The 25,677-nt window shown below is 36.7% G+C and carries 19 protein-coding genes; 6 read left to right on the forward strand and 13 right to left on the reverse strand.

The features are described from left to right. Positions 1 to 24: 24 nt before the first annotated feature. The 13 genes from J4Q03_RS14200 to J4Q03_RS14260 all read right to left on the reverse strand — a co-directional run bounded on the left by J4Q03_RS14200 (position 25) and on the right by J4Q03_RS14260 (position 17,716). Positions 25 to 840 carry an alpha/beta hydrolase gene (locus tag J4Q03_RS14200; protein ID WP_426048793.1) on the reverse strand — a complete coding sequence of 272 codons (816 nt, stop codon included), beginning with the start codon at positions 838 to 840 and terminating at the stop codon, positions 25 to 27. A gap of 188 nt (positions 841 to 1,028) precedes the next feature. Beyond that, positions 1,029 to 1,370, reverse strand: a complete 342-nt coding sequence (locus J4Q03_RS14205) for a cupin domain-containing protein (RefSeq protein WP_426048794.1) — start codon at positions 1,368 to 1,370, stop codon at positions 1,029 to 1,031. A gap of 137 nt (positions 1,371 to 1,507) precedes the next feature. After that, positions 1,508 to 2,242, reverse strand: coding sequence for a rhamnogalacturonan acetylesterase (locus J4Q03_RS14210; protein ID WP_426048795.1), 735 nt, complete (start codon positions 2,240 to 2,242; stop codon positions 1,508 to 1,510). A gap of 59 nt (positions 2,243 to 2,301) precedes the next feature. Then, positions 2,302 to 3,270 carry a pectinesterase family protein gene (locus J4Q03_RS14215; protein ID WP_426048796.1) on the reverse strand — a complete coding sequence of 323 codons (969 nt, stop codon included), beginning with the start codon at positions 3,268 to 3,270 and terminating at the stop codon, positions 2,302 to 2,304. 194 nt (positions 3,271 to 3,464) lie between these two features. Then, the gene (locus J4Q03_RS14220) at positions 3,465 to 4,376 is read right to left on the reverse strand and encodes an alpha/beta hydrolase (protein ID WP_426048797.1); all 912 of its coding nucleotides are present in this window, start codon (positions 4,374 to 4,376) and stop codon (positions 3,465 to 3,467) included. Positions 4,377 to 4,524: 148 nt separating this feature from the next. After that, positions 4,525 to 6,192 carry a glycoside hydrolase family 28 protein gene (locus J4Q03_RS14225; protein ID WP_426048798.1) on the reverse strand — a complete coding sequence of 556 codons (1,668 nt, stop codon included), beginning with the start codon at positions 6,190 to 6,192 and terminating at the stop codon, positions 4,525 to 4,527. A gap of 1 nt (position 6,193) precedes the next feature. Further along, entirely contained in the window at positions 6,194 to 7,039 is an 846-nt protein-coding gene (locus J4Q03_RS14230; protein WP_426048799.1) for a rhamnogalacturonan acetylesterase, read from the reverse strand. A gap of 133 nt (positions 7,040 to 7,172) precedes the next feature. Then, positions 7,173 to 8,816 carry a glycoside hydrolase family 43 protein gene (locus tag J4Q03_RS14235; protein ID WP_426048800.1) on the reverse strand — a complete coding sequence of 548 codons (1,644 nt, stop codon included), beginning with the start codon at positions 8,814 to 8,816 and terminating at the stop codon, positions 7,173 to 7,175. Between the two features lie 131 nt (positions 8,817 to 8,947). Next, complete coding sequence (locus J4Q03_RS14240) at positions 8,948 to 10,207, reverse strand: glycoside hydrolase family 88/105 protein (RefSeq protein ID WP_426048801.1); 1,260 nt, start codon at positions 10,205 to 10,207, stop codon at positions 8,948 to 8,950. A 99-nt stretch (positions 10,208 to 10,306) separates the two neighbouring features. After that, positions 10,307 to 11,722, reverse strand: coding sequence for a pectate lyase family protein (locus J4Q03_RS14245; RefSeq protein WP_426048802.1), 1,416 nt, complete (start codon positions 11,720 to 11,722; stop codon positions 10,307 to 10,309). A gap of 40 nt (positions 11,723 to 11,762) precedes the next feature. Further along, positions 11,763 to 12,785 carry a pectinesterase family protein gene (locus J4Q03_RS14250; protein ID WP_426048803.1) on the reverse strand — a complete coding sequence of 341 codons (1,023 nt, stop codon included), beginning with the start codon at positions 12,783 to 12,785 and terminating at the stop codon, positions 11,763 to 11,765. 82 nt (positions 12,786 to 12,867) lie between these two features. Further along, positions 12,868 to 14,691, reverse strand: coding sequence for a RagB/SusD family nutrient uptake outer membrane protein (locus J4Q03_RS14255; RefSeq protein ID WP_426048804.1), 1,824 nt, complete (start codon positions 14,689 to 14,691; stop codon positions 12,868 to 12,870). 10 nt (positions 14,692 to 14,701) lie between these two features. After that, the gene (locus J4Q03_RS14260; protein WP_426048805.1) at positions 14,702 to 17,716 is read right to left on the reverse strand and encodes a SusC/RagA family TonB-linked outer membrane protein; all 3,015 of its coding nucleotides are present in this window, start codon (positions 17,714 to 17,716) and stop codon (positions 14,702 to 14,704) included. A gap of 886 nt (positions 17,717 to 18,602) precedes the next feature. On the opposite strand from J4Q03_RS14260, the gene kduI reads away from it, so the two are divergent. From kduI to J4Q03_RS14290, 6 genes are all read left to right on the forward strand, one after another. Then, positions 18,603 to 19,439, forward strand: coding sequence for a 5-dehydro-4-deoxy-D-glucuronate isomerase (gene kduI / locus J4Q03_RS14265; protein ID WP_426048806.1), 837 nt, complete (start codon positions 18,603 to 18,605; stop codon positions 19,437 to 19,439). A gap of 8 nt (positions 19,440 to 19,447) precedes the next feature. Continuing rightward, positions 19,448 to 20,230, forward strand: a complete 783-nt coding sequence (locus J4Q03_RS14270) for a gluconate 5-dehydrogenase (protein WP_426048807.1) — start codon at positions 19,448 to 19,450, stop codon at positions 20,228 to 20,230. A gap of 18 nt (positions 20,231 to 20,248) precedes the next feature. Then, a complete protein-coding gene (gene uxaC / locus J4Q03_RS14275) occupies positions 20,249 to 21,646 on the forward strand; it encodes a glucuronate isomerase (protein ID WP_426048808.1) in 1,398 nt (465 codons plus the stop codon). A gap of 354 nt (positions 21,647 to 22,000) precedes the next feature. Further along, positions 22,001 to 23,008, forward strand: a complete 1,008-nt coding sequence (locus J4Q03_RS14280) for a sugar kinase (RefSeq protein WP_426048809.1) — start codon at positions 22,001 to 22,003, stop codon at positions 23,006 to 23,008. Between the two features lie 237 nt (positions 23,009 to 23,245). Then, positions 23,246 to 23,905, forward strand: coding sequence for a bifunctional 4-hydroxy-2-oxoglutarate aldolase/2-dehydro-3-deoxy-phosphogluconate aldolase (locus J4Q03_RS14285; RefSeq protein ID WP_426048810.1), 660 nt, complete (start codon positions 23,246 to 23,248; stop codon positions 23,903 to 23,905). Between the two features lie 198 nt (positions 23,906 to 24,103). Then, on the forward strand, positions 24,104 to 25,633 hold the full coding sequence (locus J4Q03_RS14290; RefSeq protein ID WP_426048811.1) for an MFS transporter: 1,530 nt from the start codon (positions 24,104 to 24,106) through the stop codon (positions 25,631 to 25,633). Positions 25,634 to 25,677: the final 44 nt, after the last annotated feature.

Below are 25,677 nucleotides of genomic sequence, written 5' to 3' on the forward strand. Positions count from 1 at the left end.
TTTGTTAGGTGAATTAATTACTCATTACCAATTACCTATCGTTTTAAGCCAGTCTGAACATAATTTTTTCCAGTTATCAGTCAGTTCAGTTTTATTCATTATTCCGATTTTATGTTCACCTTCAGGAAAAATGAACAACGCGCCTTTCACTTTATTTTTTATCATTGCCTGATAATACAGGATGCTGTTCATCACAGGAACTGTTTTATCATTTTGTGCATGAATCAACAGGGTAGGCAGCGTTTTTTCTGTCACGCGATTTTGCATAGAATATTCACTGATTTTTTCCGGAGAGGCATTTTCACCAAGCAAACTGTTGCGACTTCCCAAATGTGCAAATTCGCCTAAGTCGATAACAGGAGAAAGTAGAATCGCAAAATTCGGAATAGTAGGAATATTCTCCCAATCGCCTTTTAATTCTGTATAATCTGTAGAAATATTGCTTGCCATTGCCGCCAAATGTCCACCTGCAGAAGTTCCTATAACTCCAACCTGATCTGGCGAAATACCATAGTGTTCAGCATTTTTTCTAAGATATTTTATAGCCGCCTGAATATCCTGCAGCGGAGCAAGTTCTCTTTGCCTGACATCGGGAGAAATCGGTAACCTGTAATTCAAAACGAAAGCAGAAATTCCCAGTGTATTAAACCATTTTGCAATTTGGAAACCATTCAGATCATAGGTGAGTTTGTAGTATCCGCCACCGGGAATGATGATGACAGTCATCTGTTTTCTATCTTCTTTGGGAGGTAAAAACGCGAAAAGCTCGGTTTCTTTTATCTGTACAATTCTGCCGTCTTTTTCTTCATTTTTTAATGATAATCCTTTAGAATTTGGCATTTGGTTTTTTGGCCAAATATTAATTTTTTCCTGTGCGGATAACTGAGCGAAAAGGAAAATTATTAAGATGAAAAGAGATTTCTTCATGACTTGTTAATTTCTTTAATTGCTGTAATGTATTTTATCTTGCTAAACCTAACAGGTTTTTAAAACCTGTTAGGTTTGAAGAGTAAGTTTAATAGTAAAAATTAATCTTTAAGAAAATCCTCTCTAAACGGCGTAAAAGCATCAATCAGTTGTCCTTCTTCCAAACATTTTACCCCATGAAAAATATTGGGCTGCGCAAAAAAACCGTCACCTTTCTGTAAAGTTTTCACTTCTCCATCAACACTTACTTCAAATTGCCCTGAAGCAACATAAGTGATTTGCGAATGAAAATGCTGATGTAAAGCTCCGATGGCATCTTTTTCAAACTTCACGATCACCATCATCACCTGAGAATTGTACCCAACAAACTGTCGGGAAACTCCGCCTCCTAAATCTTCCCACTCGGAATTACCGTCGAAGAATGGTTCTTTTTTAAATTTCATATTTTCTGTTCTTTTATTTCATTTAATAAATGGAATTCTTTCTTTATCAGAGAAAAAAAGTGTTTTTTTCTCCCGCAGATTTCACAGATTGCGTAGATCTTAAATCTGTGAAAATCCGTGTAATCTGCGGGGAATTATTATTTAACATACTTCTCCAATCCAATTTTCAAGCTCTTCAAATCTTTCAAAGCCAGTTTTGCAACGGTTTCTGCGCCTAATTTCGATAAATGTGTATCATCCGCTTTTCCTTTTGGATAATATGGGTTTTCACCCTCTGTAAAATGAAGGTGGAGTTTTTTAGAATTTTCCGGACCGTAAGAAATTTCCATCTGTTCTGTTAGCAATTGCATATCAACAAACGGAACCTTCAGATCATTAGCAACCATTCTTACCACTAAAGGATATTCTTTATGTGTATCAACCAAAACACCGTTTTCAGTGAAATTTCTTCTCACAATAGAAGTCATCAGAATAGGAGTAGCGCCTTTTGCTCTGGTTTCATTGACGTATCTTTCCAAATTGGCTCTGTATTGAGTATAAGGATTGGTGAATTTTGTAGAATCCTTGATTTTCTGATCATTATGACCAAATTGAATAACCACAAAATCTCCCTTTTTAAGCTGTTTCTCCACTTTATCCCATCTCCCTTCTGTTCTGAAACTTTTTGAGCTTCTTCCGTTCATCGCATGATTCTGAACTTCAATTCCTGTTGTTAAAAATTGTGGTAAAACCTGTCCCCAACCGTATTCAGGATTTTTACCGGGATTGTCCTTATTGGCCATGGTAGAATCGCCCATTAAGAATAATGTTGGTTTTTGTGCGAATGTAAATATTGATAAAAAAAAGGATGTTACTAAAAGAATTTTTTTCATTTTAAAATTAAGTTTTATTGATATTAATCTTTTAAGATGCTTCGACTCCGCTCAGTATTTTATTTATTAGGATTCCAATCATCAAATATCTTTTGTAAAGTATAATTTTTCAAATCTTTTTTCGTCAATTGATGCGACCAGCTTACACGTTTTGAAGTATTTCCGCCTTCACCTTTACTTCCGAATTCTGCATAATAAGCGGTTTTTTCTTTATCAGGAAACATTTTATCGCCTTTCCACGGATTCCAGCCTTCCGGAAGAATGTGTTTTCCCATTTCTGTATTGATGAAAACTGTTTTTGCATATGGTCTCCAAGGTCTTCCCAGATAAACTTTTGTGACGCCTTCTTTGGCGATTAATGTACAGTCGAAAAAGACAAAACCGTATTGTGTGTCGGCTTCCGTTGCGGCTGCGGTGATGTAAGAATCGGCTAAACTTTTAATCGTACAATTCTTAAAAACAACGGTTGCCTGACCGAAAATAAAATCGGTTGTTCCTTCAATATAACAATTTTCAAAATATTGTCTGCTATGATTTGTTGCGGAATAAATCGTGTCCTGACAACCCAGAATATTCGAATTTTTAATCACAAAACGGTCACCCTCCACATGAAGAGAAACTGCCTGTCCTTCGTTGCACGAACTATTTTGAATGGTTATATTGCTAATTTTTATATCATCACCCATTACCAGTAAAGTGTAAGAATTGAATGTTGTCATTTTTTCATTAAACGGATCAGTTTTTCCTGAAAAATCATTGTTGGTGATAATTGTATTGTCTTTATTTTCGCCTTCTAATGTGATTTTATGTTTTGAAGAAGGGATTGTGATTTTCTCGTTATAGGTTCCGGCTTTAATAAAAACCAAAGCTTCCGCAGGTCCTAAATCTCTTATAGAATTAATCGCTTTTTGAATCGATGTAAAATCTCCACTTCCGTCTTTGGCAACGGTAATTCTAACGTACGGATCATTTTCTGCTAAGAGAAAATTAGCAATCGAAATAAATAGAATTAAGAATATTTTTTTCATAAACTGATTTATTATTTTTTAACGCAAAGTTTTGTTTTTCTTTATATTTATTTTTAGTGAGCTAAGATGAAATCAATAAATTGATTTTAATTAAGCGGTCGTTTTAGCCATAAGCTTCATCAGCGACTTGTCGCTTTCTTGCTCCTTAAAATATTCATTGCATTAAATTAAATTTGCGTTAAATCATAATTAAATTACTTCAAAACTTTATTTAAAAAATCAATAGTATAATTCAATGTTTCTGTAAACCAGGGTTCTGCACTCCAAAATGAATGCGGAGAATCCTTAATTTCATGAAACTCAGCCGGAATATTATAGCTCTTCAATTTCTTCATCATATCGTCCCGACCTGCATGGAAACGGGGCTGAGAACTGTTAATGAAAAGGGTAGGAGGCGTATTTTTATCCACATATTCCAAAGGGGAAGCTTCTGTCCAGTTTTTTAAATTGACATTTCTGTCACCATCCAACCAATAGGAAGCGTAAGTACTTTCTTCAGCTTCGGGATGAATAAACGAAACAATTCCGTCAATATTGATGATTGCCTTTATTTTATTCTTTGACTTTACGCCAACCAAAGTGGCGATCTGAGCACCCGCAGATTCTCCTAAAACCACCATTTTATTTTGATCTAAAGAATATTTTTTTCTGTTTTTCTTTAACCAATTAATAGCTTCTTCAATATCTTCAACTCCGGCAGGATATTTTGCAACATCAGCCAACCGATAACCAATTGCGATGGCGACATAACCTTTTGAAGCCAATTCCATGGCCATGAATTTTTCATTTTCCTTGCTTCCTGAAATCCAGCCACCGCCATGAACCATTGCTATTCCGGGGTGCTTTTTGGATTTGTCAAGAGGATAATAGACGTCTGCTTTCAGAGAAATCCCGTTGATGTTTGCATATTCTACATCTTTATCAATTTTGATATTTTGCGGAACCGGCTGATTAATCGGAGTAATAAAAGTGTGTTTTTTCTTTAATTTCTCGTAAGTTGCTTCGTTGGTGTAAGGAGTTGCATTCGGCCGTTGAATCTGGCCGAATGCTATTGTTCCTCCCATTAAAAAAATAGAAATATAAGTATGCTTTTTGTTAAAAATCATGCTGTCAAGTTTTTAAATTTTGAACCATTAAGATTATTTAAGTATGTAAGCTTAATTAATAAAATCATTCCGATTTTTATCTTTAAAGCAAGGCAACTTAATATTCTTAACCACTTAATTTATCTTAATGGTTTAAACAATTGATACATTATTTAACTGAATTTTTCGCTACTTCCGTTGCAAGAGAAAATGCATCTTTATCATCTGCCACTTCCTTAGGTAACAATATGGGTCCCGATTTATTTCCTAAAACCTTAACAAACGGTTTGTTTTTAGATTCAAATTTTACCGTTGAAAGGTTGATGTTTTTGCTGTTGTAAACCGTTGCTCCGGTTCCTTCAGAATATTTCAATGTAACATTTTTTAATTGAATTCCGTCTGCATCTACGATTGTTAAAGCCTTTTTCGTATCAAACTGAGAGTCTTCAATCACAATATTTTTAAGGTTCATTTCTGCTAAACCGAACAAAGTGATCGCTTCGTAAGAATTAACAGCATTGATGTTTTTAAAGAAAATATTTCTGAAAATCGGGGTTTCCTCTGTTACGCGATACGCCTTTTCCGGTGCTTTATTACCTTCTTTTTTCTGTCCGTCTTCCAAAACCGGTGAAGCGCCTTCATAGAACATATTAAAGCCAATTACCTGAGTTGGAATATTAATCATATCGATGTTTTTGATGTAAATATTTTCTACGATTCCACCTCTTCCACGGGTAGTTTTGAAACGTAAACCAATGTCTGTTCCGATAAAAGTACAGTCGGAAACGTGAATATTTCTCGCTCCACCGGACATTTCACTTCCTACGACGAAACCTCCGTGACCATGATAAACAACATTGTTTTTAATGATCACATTTTCTGTCGGCATATTTCTCTTTCTTCCATCTTCATTTTTTCCTGATTTAATGCAGATCGCGTCGTCACCAACGTCAAACGTGTTATCGTAGATCAAAACATTTTTACAGGATTCTAAATCTACACCGTCACCGTTTTGAGAAAACCAAGGATTTCTAACGGTAAGATTTCTTAAAATGACATTAGAACACATCAACGGGTGAAGATTCCAGGCGGGAGAATTCTGAAAAGTCGGACCGTCTAACAAAACCTTGTCACAACCCACCAAACTTACCATTACGGGACGAAGAAAATCTTTAACCGATTTTAGCTCTTCCCTAGAAATTTTATCAGGAACGTTGAAATTCGAACTGCTTTCAAATCCTTTTTTATAGCTTTCCGAAGGATACCAGGTTTTACTGTCTGAAGACAAAATCCCACCGGATTTTAGAATCTCTTTCCATTCAGTTTCAGATACTTTTCCTTTTTTAATGGCTCTCCAGGCATCACCGCTTCCGTCGATTACCCCTTTTCCCGTGATCGCAATATTGGTTGCATTTCTTGCGGAAATAGGTGATTGACAACGGATTGTATTTAATCCTTCAAAACTTACATCAACCAAAGGATAATCGTTTTTGTCTTTGCTGAATATGATAAATGCACCCTCTTCTACGTGAAGATTGATGTTGCTTTTCAACTCGATTGGCCCTGTTAACCACATTCCGCGGGGAACAACCAATTTTCCGCCGCCTTTTTTGCTGAGGTCTTCGATTGCTTTTTTGAAAGCTTCTGTATTTTTTACATTTCCACCTGCAACTCCGCCAAACTGTTTGATAGAAACTGTATTTGCAGGAAAAGAAGTTTCTGCAACCTGAGGCATTTTAAACTCAATATTTTTATAAATATCCAGATTTTGAGCGTGTATGTGGCCTGAAAACATCATAGCTGCTACTAAACCAATAACTTTAAGTGACTTCTTCATTTTATTTTTGTTGAGTTTTAATTAATTTTTTAAATTCCTGATAAACAATGGATGCTACGACTTTCGCTCCTTCCGGCTGGAAATGAGTGTTATCTTTTTGACCTTTCGGATAGGCTTCATACATATTTTCAGGAAGATTCATGAAATAGTGATTGGTAGTAAAATCCTGTCCTTTTTTCGTGAAATAATCCATTGACAATTTATTTAAATCGATATACGGAACATTCATTTCTTTGGCAATATCAATCGGAGCCTGCCAATATTCTCCGTGAATATTTTCTAGTTTTCCGTCTTTCCATGGGTAATTTCTGGCAACAGGTGTCAGAATAATTGGATTTCCACCTTTTTGTCTTGTCTGCGTTACAAATAATCGTAAAAATTCTTTATATCCTTCAATATTTACATATCGTTCTGTATGTTTCTCAGAGCCGTCATTATGACCAAACTGCATGAAAACATAATCATTTGGCCGTAAATGTTCATATACATATCTCCATCTTCCTTCCTGAAAAAAAGTTCGCGTACTTCTTCCGCCATGTGCTCTGTCGATAATGGCAACAGAATCTGTTGTAATTGCAGGTTTTAAAGAAGCCAAACTGTCTTTTACAAAAAACGGCTGAAAAACCTGTCCCCAACCTGTAATGGGATAACGGACTTTCATATAATCTTTTCCGGGCTCATAATTTCCTGTGTAATCTGCCATTGTAGAGTCACCGATAAGATAGATATGCGTGACTTTTTTATTGTGTTTTGCCGTTGCCTTTTGAGCATTGTTCTGAGATTGACATGCAGACAACAGCAAAACAACGAATAAAAATGAAACTATGGTAAAGACTTTTTTGTTCATGGATTTATTTCAAATCTGATATTTATTTATACTCTCGCAGATTAGGCAGATAGCGCTGATTTTTTCTTTATTAAAGTGAAACATTATCCATAATCATCTGCGTAATTTGCTCAATCTGCAAGAACTTTAAAATTTAATTTTTAGTAATTCTAAACCAATCAAAATCTGCATATCCGCCACGGGATGCTTTTGCTGTGCTTATGCTGTATAAGCCGACTTTAGCACCGATCCATTTCCCGGGTTTTGCCTGAAATACATCGCCAACCTTGATGAAATTTTCCCCGTTTTCACTGTAGCTGAATTGGCATAAACCATTCGGTTCGTTCACATTTACTTTTAAATAAGCTTCGTTGCCTTTTAATTTTGTATCAAATAAAACCTTTTCTTCACCCCCTTTATCAGCTTTTTCGGCTCTTCTTAACTGTAAATAAAATCCGTCCGGTTTGTTGGTAATTACGATGGATTCATGATCTAATCCCATCACCAAAAGTCCTGCTGTTTTTCCTTCTTTGGCATCTTCGGGAATTAATTTGATTTTTGTGGAAGCTGTAAAATTCGGAGCAGGGAATTTTTGAGTTAATAAATTAGGAATGTTCCACAGATTTTTTTCCCCTTCAGGAGCTTTCATCGAGAATAATCTTAAAAATTTCTGCCCTGGCAGTTTTGAAGACCAAACGATATTCTCGTTCGCGCTCCATTGCCATTGTATTCCTAATTTTTCGCCATCAAATTCATCCGTTTCAGGTGGAGTTATAATAGGGTAGGATTGTCCGACATTTGGCTTTTTATAGCTTAGAACCGGTTCACCGATTCCGTTTTTATTAAGATCGATTCCGATGATTGGCCAGTCTTTTTCCCATTTCATTGGCTGAAGATGAACGATTCTTCCATAGGCATCAACATCCTGGAAATGGTAAAACCAATCTTCACCGGAAGGCGTGTCAACCCAAGCTCCCTGGTGTGGTCCGTTGATTTTTGTAGCACCTTGCTCAAGTACTACTTTCTCTTCGTAAGGCCCGTAAATATTTTTTGATCTCAACACCAATTGCCATCCTGTTGCCACTCCGCCTGCAGGAGCAAAAATGTAGTAATAGCCGTTTCTTTTATAAAATTTTGGGCCCTCAACGGTTGGATGTGCATCGTGGCCGTCAAAAATGTGAACGCCTTTATCCAAAACTTTGGTGCCTTCCGGATTCATTTTATTCACTGAAAGCAAACTTTTCACTCCTGCGCGGCTTCCTGCCCAACCGTGAACTAAATATGCATTTCCGCCATCATCCCAAAACGGGCATGAATCAATTAAGCCTTTTCCTTCCATCACCAAAACAGGCTTTTCCCAGGTTCCCAGCGGATCTTTAGTTTTCACCATATAAATTCCGAAATCGGGATCGCCCCAATAAATATAAAACTCACCTTTGTGGAATCGGATACTCGGCGCCCAGACTCCGTCGCCTCTTTTGGGAGTTGAAAAATGTTCGTGTGGAAGAACATCCGGGAATGCATAATTTACTAATTTCCAATTAACCATATCTTTTGAATGGAGAATAGGTAATCCCGGAGCCTCATTGAAACTTGAAGCGGTCATATAATAATCTTCACCGACACGAATGGCATCCGGATCAGAATAATCTGCATGCAAAATAGGATTTCTGTAATTTTTTCCCTGATCGGCTGTCCATACTTCGGAAACATAATTCTTTTCCTGTGCATTCAAATAATTTGATGCAATAGAAAAAACTGTGAGTGAAAGTATATTTAAAATATTTTTTGTCTTCATTAAATCAGATTCATTTATTTCGTTTTAGTAAATTTTTAACGCAAAGAGCGCAAAGATTTTTTTGCAAATAATGCTGTTGATTTTAAGTTCGCAAAGGCGTTCTACTTAGCAAAAGGTGAGTATTTTATCCTTTATTTTTCAAATTCTAAACTTGCCAAAATGAAAGGTCCTGTTCCTTTGGCGTCGTTGGAACGAATTTCTTCATTCACATAATATTCATACGAACCGTCTCTGTAAGGTTTTCCGCCTAAACCTGCAACGGCACAGCATTTATTTAAGTTTACAACTCCGTTTTCATCAACGGTAATTAGATTTTTAATGATTCCGTCGTATCCTTTTTTAGCAGCAGTTTTATAAGATGTTGGTAAATATCCTTTGTTTACAGACTTTATCATTGTGTAAACAAACATTGCTGAAGCAGTTGCTTCTTCGTAATTCCCTTTTTCTAATGGCTTGTCCAATACCTGGTACCAAAGTCCGCTTTTCTTGTCCTGAACTTTGATGATGGCATCGGTGTAAGATTTTATGTAAGAAATTATTCTTGCCCTTCCCGGATGATCTTTAGGTAAATAATCCAAAACATCCACCATAGCCATTCCATACCAACCCATCGCCCTTCCCCAGAAATTCGGGGAAAGTCCGGTTTCTTTATTTGCCCAGGCCTGTTCTTTGCTTTCATCCCAGGCATGATACAACAAGCCCGTTTTTTTGTCTAAAAGATTTTTTTGAACCGAATCAAACTGAAATACAATATCATCATACGCTTTTGTAGCTTCTGCACCTTTTACAAAATCTTTGGTGTAATGCGTGTAGAACGGCATTCCCATGTAGAGGCCATCCAGCCACACCTGGTACGGATATATTTTTTTATGCCAGAAAGACCCTTCTTTAGTTCTTGGCTGCCCGTCAATTTGTAAACGAAGAGTTTGAAGAGCTTTCAGGTATTTTTCTTTTTTCTCTTTTTCGTAAAGATAGAGAAGAACATTGCCACTATTCAGAAGGTCGATATTGTACTTCTCCATGTCGTAAGTAAGGATTGTACCGTTTTCTTTGATTAGTTTTTCTCCGAAGTCGCTGATGTAATCGTAGTATTCTTTTTTACCGGTTTTTGCGTACAGTTGTTCAGCGGCATCCAATACAATCGCTGATGGATAAGTCCATTTGGGACTTTTGCTGAAATCAAGCATCCAGGATTCCGGGAAACGGTGCATTTCGGAAAGCATCATTCTTTCAGACCATTTCAGATTGGCAGGAACAATTTTTCCGGATTTTGAAGTTTCTGTTGCTGATTTTGAAGTGGTTGCAGGTTTTGTTTGCGCGCAGGCCAAAAACATTCCTGAACCTAAAGCTGCAAATGCCAATAATTTTATGTTTTGATTAATGAAATTCATTTTTTTAACTTTAAAGTTGATTTTATATAAAATATCCAGTTCTTATCTAAATTTTGCTATTTGATTTTTCATTGAATGTAATCGAGAATTTCATGGTTATTAGTTTTGTTTTTCAGTTATTATGGTAACAAGATCATTAAAATAAACTTCAATATTGTCGTAGTTTTCATCTAAATCTCTTCCGTTGGCATTGCCAATTTTTGGATTTAATTGATGCTTAATTTCCCATTCATCGGGCATTCCGTCGCTATCTGAATCGGGTAGAGGTTTGCCTGTTTTTAAATCTGGAAATCCACCAACATCATTTTGTGAATCAATGATTCCGTTGGTACTTCCTTTTGTTCCTTTATAGGTAAAACTTCCGTTTTTGACATCTTTCAATACATGGAGATCAATAGTATCTCTCACTAAACTTGCTCCCCCGATCTGTAAAATTTTCTCATATGCTTCTTTCGCAGAATGGGTTTTGACATTGCTCTGAATATCATGGGGCTGATTGATTTTTATAGAGTTTTTATCTTTATCCGTCAAATGATAAGAAGATTTCATTTGATTGAAAACACCCTCGGTCCAGTTGTCTTTTGTAACTTCCGGATTTCCTTCCATGACATTTCCGTTGATGTAATATTTCCCCCAGATGTTGTACACTTCAGCTTCTGGTTTTTCATTTTTATCGATGGCAACAATCCGTTGTTTTGTAGTGGTTGCGGGGCCGGGCTTGTAGTAATTATTAACGATATTTACGTTCATTGCTTCGCCTCCGTAAACATTATTATGCCCCCAGTTATAGATGATATTATTTCTGAAATCCGTAAGGTCGGTCAATGCAAATTTACTTCCTGCATATTCTCCCAATCTCGGATTTCTGCTGTCGTGGTGTACGTAGATATTATGATGAAAAGAGGCAAATTTTCCGCCCGCGATTCCGCCATATCCGTGAGCTCCTTTCTGATGGGCTGAATTTCTCAGACTTTCTGCAATTATACACCATTGAAGCGTGGTATTTTCGTTCGCATAAATGGAAACCGTTTCGTCCGTAGACCAGCTCATCGAACAATGATCGACCATCAGATTTTTGATAAATCTTGCGCCCAAAGCATCGCCCTGATATTTTTTCTGATCCCCCATTCTGAACCTCATGTAGCGGATGATTACGTTGTCTGCTGCAACAAAAGTTTCGTAATTGGCAACCGTTATTCCGTCTCCGGGAGCGGTTTGTCCGGCAATGGTGACGTTGCCTTCTTTTATCCTTAACGGTGATTCTAAGTAAATCGTTCCACCGGTTTTAAAAATAATATATCTCGGTCCTTTCTGATTTAAAGCATATCTTAAAGTACCTTCGGAACCGTCATCGCCTAATTTTGTCACGAAATAAACCTTTCCGCCACGACCGCCTGTTGTAAATCTTCCGAAGCCTTCAGCACCGGGAAAACTTAAACCGTTTTGAGCTTCAACAAAAGTCAAACTTCCGCATAAAATTCCTATCGTCATTATTTTTGTGAAGTGTTTCTTCATGATTGAAAATTCTTTAGCGTTTTTGCTGTTTTGATTTAAATTATTTTAAACTCTTTTTCAGATTCCAGTTGTCGCTTCCTTTAAGGATATTTTGTGTGGTATACTTTTTACTTTCTTCTTTATTTAATTGATGCGACCATGACACTCTTTTTACAGTATTAGCGCCTGTTCCTTTTGAATTAAATTCCCCATAAAAAGTTGTCTTTTCAGCATCCGGTTTGCTCCAATTGTGCCATCCTTCGGGTTTTATATTTGAATTCATTTCGCAATCGATGTACACTGTCTTTGCAAAAGGCCTCCAGGGTCTTCCTAAATAGACTGAATTTTCTTTCGCATTTCCAATGATTTTTGAATTGATAAAGACAAAGCCAAATTCGCTTTCCTGTGGGGTAGAGGCGGCTGTGATGTAGCTTGCGCTTTCTTTAGAATAGACCGTGCAGTTTTCAAAAACAGCGGTTCCGGCTCCGAAAATATAATCGGTTGTACCTTCGATATAGCAGTTTTTAAAGTAATTTCTTGAAGGTTTTGTCTTATCCTGTAAATCCTGAACACCTTTTAAATATAAAGTATCCTGATTTCCTAAGAATCTGCAGTTTTCAAAGACAATTCTGTCGCCTGAAGTTAACACGGCAACGGCTTGTCCTACTTTTCCTGAACTGTTTTCAAACGTAATATTTTTTGCTGTAAAGTCATTTGAATAAATAAAAATCGTTGAAGAACCTGTTGTGCCGATATCTTTTCCTTCCGGGTTCTTTTTTGATGCAAAATCATCGTAAGTAATGATTGTATTTTCAGGATTTTCTCCTTCTATAAAAATGGCTCCTTTTGTTTCGGGAACGGTGATTTTTTCTTTGTAAACTCCGGCTTTAATCAAAATTTTTGTTCTTGTTACAGAACCATTTTCAACGGCATCGATGGCCTGTTGTACTGTGGTAAAGCTGCCTTTTCCGTCTTTTGAAACCACGATTATTTTATCTTTGGTTTTAAAAGAAAGAAGACTTAACAATACAATCGAAAAAATTGAAAATATTTTAAAATTTTTAATAAAAGTAGAAGTTTTCATTAAATAAATTTTGAGTTAAAATACAGACTTCTCTTTGTGGGAGGAAGCCTGTATTTCTTTGATATGAATTTGAAACTTTTATCTAATATCCGTAATCTTGTGTAAGATTGTAATTGGAATTAATCACATCTAATGCTATTGGAAGCAATTCTTTTCTGTTTGGCTGAAAATAATAGGCATAGCTTTTCACAGGATCGCCACTGATATACGGCTGTGTCATGGCCAGCCTCCAGTTTACTTTTGTGTATCCGGAAGGTGTTGCCACACTTTGATTAGGGCTATAGAAAACATCATCCTTTGTAACCCCATTGGCTGTATAAAAGTCGATATCCAATACATTCTGCTGGGCTGTTTTTGTAGGCGTGTAAGCTACTTTTTTATAGAAAATATACTCAGGAACATGGGCATAAGCTCCTGTACCGGTCATAAACTGTGTAAGTTTCTGTCTCGTTTCGTTAATCTTAGTTTCTAACAAATTCCAACGGATCAGGTCATATTTTCTAAGTCCTTCTCCACCAAATTCCAACTGTCTTTCTTTAACAATAAAATTGAAGAATTCGTTTTTAGTCGTTGGGATTGTTCCCACCTGACCCAAATTACCGGCATAAGCTCTCTGTCTGACAGCTAAAACAGCACTGATTGCATCTTGTGACGGCCCGCTGTGAAGTTCGTTATCTGCTTCTGCAAACATTAATAAAATATCAGAATATCTTAATAACGGCCAGTCAATCCCCAAATTTTGAGAGGTACCAGTAATAGACGTCCACGACTTTCTGAACTTACCGTCATTCCAGTTGATTGCTGTCTGAAGCTCCTGCTGTTTTGTAGTATTTACTCTGAAGATGGCGATATTAACGTCTCTTCTTACATCATATTTTGTAAATTCATAGAAATAAACGGGGATTGCATTGATTCCTCCTGAAGATTTCCAATCTGTATCATCGTGTCGTACACCGTTGTAGTAACCAATTTTACTGTCTGTTCTTGAGTTTCCTCCGAATGCTCCTATAGCATATATTATCTCATTTGTCGCATCCTGACTGTTGGTATGCAAAGATCTGAACATTCCTTCATAACTTGGGTTAAGCTGGTGCTGCCCGGAGTTGATGATATCTTTACACTCATCATATGCAATCTGATAATATTTTTGCGGATTGGACCCCTGCATCATTTGTTGTGGGTTTCTTCTCAACGAATATCCTGCTCTTGCCAAAGCTATTCTTGCTCTCAAACCTTTTACGGCTGCTTTTGAAATTCTTTGCGAGGTGGTATTTCCTTCTGATTTCCAGGGAACAAAATTTTCTGCTTTTAATAGATCATCAAGAATTTTATCATAAATTATATCCCTGTCTGTTTTTGCCAGATACAGATTAGGAAGATCAGCAGATGGAACTTCATGAAATGGTACATCTCCCCAGTTTTTTATAAGGTCATGATAAAAGTGAGCTCTTAACGTTAAAGCTTCACCCAGATATCTGTCCATTAATTTTTTATCAGCCTCTGAACCTGTTTGATATACAGGAGAAAGCGGAATATTTTTAATAACTAGATTAGCTCTTTCAATACCGGCATATGTATCTAAAAAAGGTCTTAAAAGCTCAGTATTTGTGGGAATAGCCCCGAAGCAGCTTACCCCTCTTCTGTCATTGGCATTATAATCACCTGAAGTTCTTAAATCATCACCGGATTGCGCTAAAATAAGGTTCATTCTCTGGCCATAGGTGTTATCACCCATCGTACTGTTGTACACACCAACTAATGCTGAGAATGTATCTGAAACAGAATCAAATTGCTGTTTTTCTGCGGTATTGGATAAACTTTCTACTTCCAGATAATCTTCACATGAAGCTGCGGACAGTAATCCTGCAACGGAAAATAGAATTGTTAAAAATTTATTTTTATTCATAATATTAGGTTTAAAAAGTGATATCAACTCCCGATAATATAAATCTGCTACGTGGATAAGCTGCATAATCAACACCAGGTGTTAACGGATTTCTTCTCGTGTTTGCTTCAGGATCGTACCCGGAATATCCGGTGATGGTAAATACATTGTTCATTGTAAAATACAATCTGAAATTCGAAAGACCCAGCTGCTTAGTGAAATCTTTTCCAAGGGAATACCCGAGAGTTACGTTGTTTAGTCTTAGGAAAGATCCGTCTTCAATTGCATAAGAGTGCAGGAAGTAGGCGCCTGCAGGAGGAGTCCACATGGTTGTATTGGCATTCAGTGCAGCCAATGCAGTGGGATCATTCACTTTTATACCCGCATCATCGAACCATCTCCATCTGTCGGCAACTTCTGCCAGCATATTATTGTCTTTGTAAAGATATTGCGTAGAATATTCTATTTTATTGGCATTATAAACTTTATTTCCTACAGAGAAATTAAACATTAAGCTCATATCCCAGTTTTTGTAACGGAAAGTCTGGTTGAATCCGCCATAGAATTTAGGTTGGGCATTACCCAGATCTGTCATATCCTGATTATCAATAATGCCATCATTGTTAAGGTCCTGAAGCTTAAGATCTCCCGGCTGTATAGGTTTAGCTCCGTTTGCCGCAGCAGAAGCATTGGGAACACCTGCTTTTAATGTATATACTTGTGTTGTAGAATTGTAATCGAATTCACTTATTTCATATCTACCTGCCGTTACATATCCCCAATAGGTACCTACCGGCTTGCCAACCTGTACCAAGAAATCATTCAGGTTATTCTGCCAACCGGAAGGATAGTAGTAAAAATTAGCACTTGCAGAAGCGTTATTTCCCAAGCTTTTGATTGTATTTTTATTGGACGAAATATTGGCGTCAATTTTCCATGTGAAGTTTTCTTTATTAATGACAGTACCCCCTACAGAGAATTCAATACCTTTATTGGTAGTGCTTCCGGAGTTTTGATATTGATATTCAGAACCTGTAGTCTGGGGAATTTTTGCCAAAAGCAAAAGATCTTTCGTATCCGTCTGATAAACATCAAGAGTACCATATATTCTTCCATTAAATAACCCGAAGTCCAAACCTGCATTTTTGGAAGTTGCAGTTTCCCATTTCACGTTTTTATTAGCCATGATGTTACCTGTCGTAGCTCCTGGGGTTACGTTGGTTCCGAAGGCATATCCGTAATCTGATGATGTAATGAAGAATGTATCATATAAAAAAGATCCAATCCTGTTGTTTCCGGATAAACCGTATCCTACACGAAGTTTTAATTCACTGACGGTTTTGCTGTCTTTTAAGAAATTTTCTTCAGTAATTTTCCATGCTGCAGAAGCTGCAGGAAAATATCCCCATCTGTTTCCCGGACCGAATACACTGGATCCATCTGCTCTCATGGAAGCGGTAAGGATGTATTTGTTATTGAAAATATAGTTGGCTCTTCCAAAGAAAGATGCTAATCTGTCCGGAACTCTTCCAGCTTTTGGAGCGTCCTGCATCAGCCCGTTGGGTGGTGATGCCGACTGAATATTGGCAAATGCTTCCTCTGCGCTTATTGATTTTGGAAACCATTTGATATTCATAGCTAATGTTTCTCCATCAGTTTTTACGATTTCCTGTCCGGCCAATAAGTCTAATTTATGCCTTCCGAATGTCTTTCTGAAATTTAATGTATTGGTATTGGTAATTCTTCTTGTCTGTGTTTTGCTCAGGAATACCACGGGCTGATCATTATTCTGCCTTGCAAGGCTGGTTACCGTACCCGAAAACTGATTGACAAATTCATCTCGCTGTACATATCCTATAACACTTCTGAACGTGAAATCTTTATTAATTTTATATTCTAAAGTTCCGTTAAGCATCAGGTCATTTCTGCCGTTTTCCTTAACTTCACTATTGGCCAGTAAAACAGGATTTACAAGGTTGGTCTGATCTGCAAATAGAGGATCAAACTCATCAACATTCACTGTTGAACCTCCTTCAAATGGCTGATACCTTACGGCATTTCTTAACCGGTTGGTTCCCTGTGAGCCTGTAGAGGATGTCCCGGCCCCAAAAATGGTTTGTCTGCTGTATCTGGCATTTAAAGTAAGGCTTAATTTTTTTGAAATATCATAGTCATATTTGAAATTAGCCATATTTCTTTTAAATCCGGAACCAATCATAATTCCGTCTTCCTGTACATTATTTAAAGATAATGAGAAAGATGATTTCTCAGTTCCTCCCGTAAGAGAAAGATTGTGGGTAAAGTTGAATGCTTCTCTGCCGAACACTTCATCCTGCCAGTCTCTTTTCTTGATATCTCTATATTTCCCTAAATCTTTGTAAGTTCCATATCTTGTTTTAAAAGCATCAATATCTGTCTGTATACCACCTTTGTTATATAGCTCGTACTGATACAGCACATATTGATACGGATCTAAAACATCAATTGTATTCTGTATTGATCTTACTCCTAAAAATCCATTATAATTAATGGATGTTTTAGCCTTTTTACGGCCTCCTTTTGTAGAAATAAGAACTACACCATTAGCTCCTCTGGCACCGTAGATACTGGTAGATGAAGCATCCTTTAAAACTTCAATAGATTCGATCTCCTTGGGTGATAAAATGGATAGTGCATTATCCATCTGAACACCGTCTACGATATAAAGAGGGGCATTACTCCCGGTAATTGAGTTACCTCCTCTGATGACAATATCTACGTCCGCTCCGGGGGAGCCTTCACTTAACGAAACCTGAACTCCGGCCATCCTTCCCTGGATTGCTTCTGCGGCATTATTGGAAGGCATATCTTTTATGGCTTCTGCTTTTACAGAAGAAACAGCATTGGTAACATCCTTTTTAGAAACCTTAGTATAACCTACCAATACCACCTCTTCGATATTGGTTCCTTTATCCTTTTGCGTCTCCTTTTCTTGAGCCATGGCCAGGACAGGTAGTAAAAAGAAGGAAAGATATAACCACTTTATTGATTGTACTCTTTTATCCATTTTTGTATCCTTATAATTTTAATTTTTTGGTTGAAAGTTTTTTTCAATCGTTTTTGTTTTGTGGATTTGTAAGTATTCTACTGATTTTTTAGTGGTACCTATTTTTCTGAAAAGTTTACGCACTTTAGAGTGCAATCGATTGCGTAAATTTTCAGAATAAATATTCTTGGCTTCTAAACTAATATTATTTTTCAATACGCAAAGAAAAAAATATTATTTTTTCATTAATTTGATGTTCTTAGGATGGTGGAAGTTGTAAAATGCTTGGTGCAGTTATTTATATAAGATACTGTAAATTAATAATTTGTTAATTTAAATACTACCACAAATAGTTTTATAGAAAAATCAGTTTCCTTTATTATTTATTAATTTAAAACTTAAAATTTGCTTAAAATTTATCCGTTTTTGCTCTTGAAAATTTCCCAAAAATGATACTGAGGATTAATCTTTTTACAATTTTCCTGACTTTTGTCATCTTTTTAGAGTTCAAATTTTAATAAAATTTTATACTTGATACTAATTATTCTTATTATGTACAATATATATAGCAGTTTTAATATATTATTATCAAATCAGTATCTTTATTTCTTTGATTTTATTTGGCATGATTTTATATTCAACCGTGATTTAAGCATTGATTTTGGTTAAAGCTATCTTCATATTCCTTTAAATAATTTCATCTTTTATACATTATTTTAAAAAATATTTGTCTGTAAATCAGTTATTTATTAATTTAAATTAATTTTTTGTTAACTAATTAAAGAATAATTATATATTTAACGACAAGTATTTCTACAAATTTTAGTGTAATTTTATGCAATCGATTACGCAATGTTTAACAGGTTTTGATAAAACCGCAAAAGAAAAAGTATAAAAATCAAGCAGTATGACACAGTCAGAATTTCGTTACGCCCATCATCCTGAAGATGCAAAAAAGTATACCACTGAAGATCTTAGGAGGGAGTTTCTAATCAATGATTTATTTAATGAAGATAAGATAAAATTAGTCTATTCTATGTACGACAGGCTTATTGTAGGGGGTATTATGCCTTCAGCAAAAGCTTTAAAACTGGAACCTACAGACGATTTGAAAGCCGAGAATTTCCTTGACAGGAGAGAATTGGGAATCATCAACGTCGGCGGTGCAGGGAAGGTAACGGTAGATGGTGAAGTATATGAGCTTGCCAACAAAGAGGCTTTATATATCGGTAAAGGAGCAAAAGAAGTAATTTTTGAAAAATTGGGTGACGCACAGCCTTATTTTTACATCAATTCAGCTCCGGCACATCACACGTATCCGACAAAAAAGATTACGAAAAACGAAGCCGAAATCGTAGAATTAGGAGAAGAAAAATATGCCAACAAGCGTACGATCAACAAACTGATTGTCAATTCTGTGCTTGAAACGTGTCAATTACAAATGGGAATGACGGAACTTCATCCCGGAAGTGTTTGGAATACCATGCCTTCGCATACCCACACCAGAAGAATGGAAGCTTATTTCTATTTTGATCTGGAAGAAGGGCAGACGATCAGCCATTTTTTAGGGCAGCCTCAGGAAACACGTCATATTTTTATACAAAACCGTGAAGCCGTGCTGTCTCCGGAATGGTCAATTCACTCAGGAGTCGGGACTTCCAATTATACTTTTATCTGGGGTATGGCCGGAGAAAATATGGATTACGGAGATATGGACGGAATCAAAACTAACGAACTAAAGTAATTTTTCTAATGAATTTATTTGATTTATCCGGTAAAGTAGCCGTTGTTACAGGCGGTACTCACGGATTAGGAATGGCAATGGCAGAAGGCCTTGCCGCCGCAGGTGCTGAACTGGCGATTACAAGCACGACACCGTCAAAATTAGAAGAGGCTTTAAGCTATTACCACGGAAAAGGATACAAAGCAACCGGTTATCTTTTTGACGTGACGGACGAACTGGAAGCCGCTCAGAAAGTAGCTTTAATGGAAGCCACTCATGGAAAAATAGACATCCTTGTCAACAACGCAGGAATCATCAAACGTGTTCCGGCGATTGAAATGGAAGTTGAAGACTTTAGAAAAGTAATCGATGTAGATCTTACAGGACCTTTTATCATGTCGAAATTAATCGGCAAACATATGATCAAAAGAAGATCCGGAAAGATCATCAATATCTGCTCAATGATGAGTGAGCTGGGGCGTGACAATGTAGTAGCGTATGCTTCTGCAAAAGGCGGTCTGAAAATGCTTACCAAAAATCTGGCAACAGAATGGGCAAAACATAATATTCAGGTGAACGGAATCGGTCCAGGATATTTTGCAACTTCTCAAACAGAACCGATTCGAGTGGATGGACATCCTTTCAACGATTTTATCATCAGCAGAACTCCGGAAGGAAGATGGGGAAATCCCGAAGATCTTGCCGGAACAGCTATTTTCCTGGCTTCGGATGCAAGCAGATTTATCAACGGACAGATTATTTACGTTGACGGGGGAATTTTAGCGACTATCGGAAAACCTGCTAATGAATAACAACAGAATTAGATTAGAATGAAACCTTTTATTACAGATAATTTTTTACTACAAAATAAATACGCTGAAGAATTATACTTCAGATACGCGGAAAAACAACCCATTATTGATTATCATAATCATTTGATTCCCAAAGATATTGCTGAAGACACCGTTTTCGAAAATATCTCAAAGGTTTGGATTGCAGGCGATCATTACAAATGGAGAGCGATGCGTACAATGGGCGTGAACGAAAAATTCATCACGGGAGATTCTTCAGACAAAGAAAAATTTGAAGCTTGGGCAAAAACCGTCCCTTATACATTGAGAAATCCTTTGTATCACTGGACACATTTGGAATTAAAAAGATATTTCGGAATCGATGAATTGTTAAATGAAAGCAACGCATCAGAAATTTACGAAAACATCACCGCTCAGCTTCAGACGCCTGAAAAATCGACAAGAGGTTTATTGAAAATGATGAATGTAGAATCTCTGTGCACAACAGAAGATCCTACAGATATTTTGAATTATCATCAGGATTTGGCAAAAAGTGATTTCAGCATTAAAGTAAGCACCGCTTTCCGTCCTGATAAAGCAATTTTAATTGAAAATCACAACTTTGCAGATTATATTTCAAAACTGGGCGAATCGGCCGGAATTGAAATTAATTCTTACCAGACATTGTGTGATGCTTTATTGAAAAGAATTGAATATTTCCACGAAAACGGATGCAGACTCTGTGATCACGGATTGAACAATATTTCCTTTGAAGATGCTACAGAAGCGGAGGTTAATGCTATTTTCAATGATAAAATTTCAGGGAAAGTGATTGCTGAAAAGCAGGTTAACCAATTCAAAACAGCCGTTTTATTATTCTTGGGCGAAACCTATCACAAATTTGGCTGGGTTCAGCAGTTCCACCTGGGAGCGTTGAGAAATAATAACGAAAGAATGCACAGAATTCTTGGTCCGGACACGGGTTGGGATTCTATCGGTGACTTTGTTCAGGCTGAAACTCTGTCCAAATTCTTAAATACACTGGACGGAAAAGATAAGTTAACAAAAACCATTTTATATAACTTAAATCCTGCCGATAATGAGATTTTCGCGACAATGATCGGGAATTTCAATGATGGCAGCATCAAAGGAAAAGTACAGTTCGGTTCAGGATGGTGGTTCCTTGACCAAAAAGACGGAATGATCAAGCAGATGAATGCTCTTTCAAACATGGGATTAATCAGCTGTTTCGTCGGAATGTTAACGGATTCCAGAAGTTTCCTTTCTTATCCGAGACACGAATATTTCAGAAGAGTATTGTGTAATCTTTTCGGTGAAGAAATGAAAAATGGTGAATTACCTGATGATATTGAGTTGATTGGGGATACAATTTCAAATATTTGTTACCATAATGCTAAAAATTATTTTGATTTTTAAATTTCAAATTAAATAAAACTCAAGCAGACTTAGCTGATTACACGGATCTTTTTAACATAATCATCTGCAAAATTTGCTAGATCTGCGATAGATAAAAATAAAATTTTAAACCATTAAGGAAATTTAAAAGATTAAGTTGAATTAAGAAAAATCAAATTGATTTAAATATCTTAAGGCAAAGCCAACCTTAACTTTTCTAAACTCCTTAAATAAATCTTAATGGTTAAAAAAATAATATCTGTAATTCAAACGCCTTTGCGAACTTAAAAACAGTTAGTAGTAAAAAAAACTTTGCGCACTTTGCGTTAAATAAAAGCAGATCTTTTAAAACTTAAATGATCATTAATTAAAACAATGAGTAACAAAATAGTCACATTCGGAGAAGTCATCATGCGATTGTCGCCACCTGGGAACAGAACCATGAAGCAAAGCCACGAAATGGAATTTTTTTTCGGCGGAACAGAGCTTAATGTAGCTTCTTCATTGGCAACACTGGGTTGTGACGTGAAACATATCAGCAGTGTTTCTGATGATTTTGTGGGTGAATCTGCGGTTTCTTTTATCAAAAGTTTCGGGATCGATACGACTTTCATCAACAAAAATGAACATCCTTTAGGCTTATATTTTTTAGAAGTTGGTTCGTCCGTTCGCGCAAGCAGAATTGCTTATAACAGACTGAACGGCTCCTTCGCTAATATCAAATCTGAACAAATCGATTGGAAGAAAGCTCTTGAAGGCTGCAAATATTTCCATTGGACAGGAATCAGTCCGGGAATTTCAGAACCGGCTTATAAAAGTTTAAAAGAAGGATTACAAACAGCCCGTGAAATGGGAATCGAAATTACAACCGATCCTGCTTACCGCTCAAACCTTTGGAAATACGGTAAAAACGGGAACGAAGTTTTAAAGGAACTGGTTTCATATTCAACAATTTTCATCGGTGGAGTAAATGAAATTAATGAAATTCTGGAAGCTCAGTTTTCATCAGATAAAGAAGGTTTCATCGAAGCCTGCAAAGAATTAAAGCAGCAGATTCCTTCTATTCATAAGATTTTCGACAAAATAAGAATCGGCGTTACGGCAAGTTCTCAGCAAACGCAGGGAAGAGCTTTGATTGAAGACCATTATTTTGAAACCGGGCTTTTGGAAGTAAATCCTGTAGTCGACAGAATCGGAACGGGTGATGCTTTTGCAGCAGGTTTGATTTATGGCTTAATTAATTTCGATGACGAAAAAGCATTGAAATTTGCCAATGCAGCCTGTGCCATAAAACATACCATTGTAGGTGACATCAATTACTGTAGTGCAGAAGATATTCTGGAAGTAATGAACGGAAATTCAGGAGGAAGAATAAAAAGATAGATGGCTTTTAGCAACTTGCTTATAGCTAAACTGGAACATTGTGGACTTGGCTTGAGTGAAATCGAAGATTCGGCGTAGTCAAACGCCTTTGTGAACTTAAAATATGCAGCAAGTTTTAAAAAGAAAACCTTTGCGCCCTTTGCGTTAAAAATGAAGATAAAAGTCTTGAAGGTACAGCATACTAAAGGATGGATTTAATTCCATCAAAGGTTATTTTTAAACAAATAATTAACTAAAATGACAAAAATTCAATTAGTTACAAATACCATCATCAATCAGGGAGTTTTACCTCTGTACTATAATGCTGATGAAACGGTAACTTTAGAAATACTGAGATCACTTTACAAAGCCGGAATCCGCGCTGTAGAATACACAAGCCGAGGCGAAGCAGCGTTGAATAATTTTACAAAAATGGTAGAAATCCGTAACGCAGAAATGCCGGAAATGCTGTTGGGAATAGGAACAATAAAGAATGTACAGCAAGCTGAAGAATATGATAAAGCAGGTGCAGATTTCTTTATCAGTCCCGGTTTTGTGGCAGAAGTTGCAGAGTTTTTAATTCCAAAAGATTTGTTGTACAGTCCGGGTTGTATGACTCCGACAGAAATTATCGAAGCCGAAAGCGCAGGAGTAACTTTCATTAAATTATTTCCCGGGAACGTTTTAGGAACCGGATTTATGAGTGCGGTCAAAGATGTTTTTCCGAACCTGAAATTTATGCCGACTGGTGGTGTTGATACGACAAAAGAAAGTATTGCGAGTTGGTTTAAAGCCGGTGTTTCTGCCGTGGGAATGGGAAGCAAATTGGTAAGTAAAGAATTAATGCTTGCTAAAGACTATACAACAATAGAAAATGAAACTAAAAAAGTATTGGAAATTATTCAGTCTTTAAAATAATAATAATGATTAAAAAAGCTGGAAACACTTTGTGATCTTAGCTGAGTATAAACTGAAGGTTTACGAACGTAGTTCAGCCTTTGCGAACTTAAAATATATATCAGGTTTTAAAACCAAAATCTTTGTGTTCTTTGCGTTAAAAACAAGCATCATTATTTAAAATATTCAACAAAAAATAACTAATTCTAAAAAATTAATATGAGCTCAGTTAAGCCTCTTAAACCGAGTACATTCAGATGGACGATATGCTTTTTGCTGTTCATTGCCACGACCATCAATTATATGGATCGTCAGGTGTTGTCATTGACTTGGAAAGATTTCATCGCCCCCGAATTTCACTGGAACAATAACGATTACGGAAATATCACGGCATTATTTTCTATTTTTTATGCGGTAAGTATGCTTTTCGCAGGGAAATTTGTGGATTGGATGGATACTAAAAAAGGTTTTCTTTGGGCGATCGCCATTTGGTCTGTTGGTGCGGTATTACATGCTTTTTGCGGAATTGCAACTGCAGGTGTTTTAACGGGAAACTGGCTGGTAGGTTTTGTAGAATCTAAAGAAATCATCAGTCGGGTTGATAATGTTGGCTCAATCATCAGTACGAGTGTCACATTATTTATTTTCGCGCGTTTCGTTTTGGCGGTCGGTGAAGCAGGAAATTTCCCGGCAGCGATTAAAACGACGGCAGAATATTTCCCAAAAAAAGACCGGGCTTTAGCAACAAGTATTTTTAATGCAGGAGCCACGGTTGGAGCTTTGGCAGCACCGATTACCATTCCTTTTATTGCAAAATCAATGGGCTGGGAATGGGCATTTATTATCATCGGAGCATTGGGATTTGTATGGATGGGACTTTGGGTTTTCTACTATAAAAAACCTCATGAGCATCATAAAGTTAACGAACATGAATTAACGTATATTCAACAGGATCAGGATGATCTGCCCAATGAAGATGCAAGTATTCCGGAGAAGAAATTTACTTTCAGAGAATGTTTCAGCTACAGACAAACCTGGGCTTTTGCGTTCGGAAAATTCATGACAGACGGGATTTGGTGGTTCTTTTTATTCTGGACACCGGCTTATTTAAGCTCAGTTTACAAAATGGATTCCACGCAAAGTGCATTACCATTATTCGTCCTTTATATGATTACTTTATTGTCGATTATCGGCGGATGGCTTCCAAAATATTTCGTTGAAAAAAAAGGAATGAACGCCTATACAGGAAGAATGAAAGCCATGTTGATTTTTGCATTTTTCCCTTTACTGGCACTTTTAGCACAGCCTTTAGGATCGGTTACCTATTGGATTCCGGTATTGATTATCGGAATTGCAGGAGCAGCACACCAGGCCTGGTCGGCAAATATTTTCTCGACGGTTGGCGATATGTTTCCTAAAAAAGCGATTGCAACCATCACAGGAATTGGCGGAATGGCAGGGGGAATCGGATCATTTTTAATCAATAAATCTTCTGGTGTATTGTTTGATCATGCTCATAAAGCATGGACGACCGTTGACGGAATTCCTTTATTGGAAAAATATCCGCAATATATCAACCAACGTTTGCCGGAAGGTTTTTTTGAACAATTAGAAAAATCAGGAGCCCTAATTTCAGACGGGATTGATAAAGGTTATATGATCATTTTTTCAATCTGTGCAGTGGCCTATTTAATTGCATGGACCGTAATGAAAGCACTGGTTCCAAAATATAAAGTGATAAGTAAATAATTTGAAGCATTAAGGTTAAGTTGTTAAGAATGCTTAAGATTTAC

This window comes from Chryseobacterium sp. NFX27 (assembly GCF_049887855.1).
GTDB lineage: Bacteria > Bacteroidota > Bacteroidia > Flavobacteriales > Weeksellaceae > Chryseobacterium.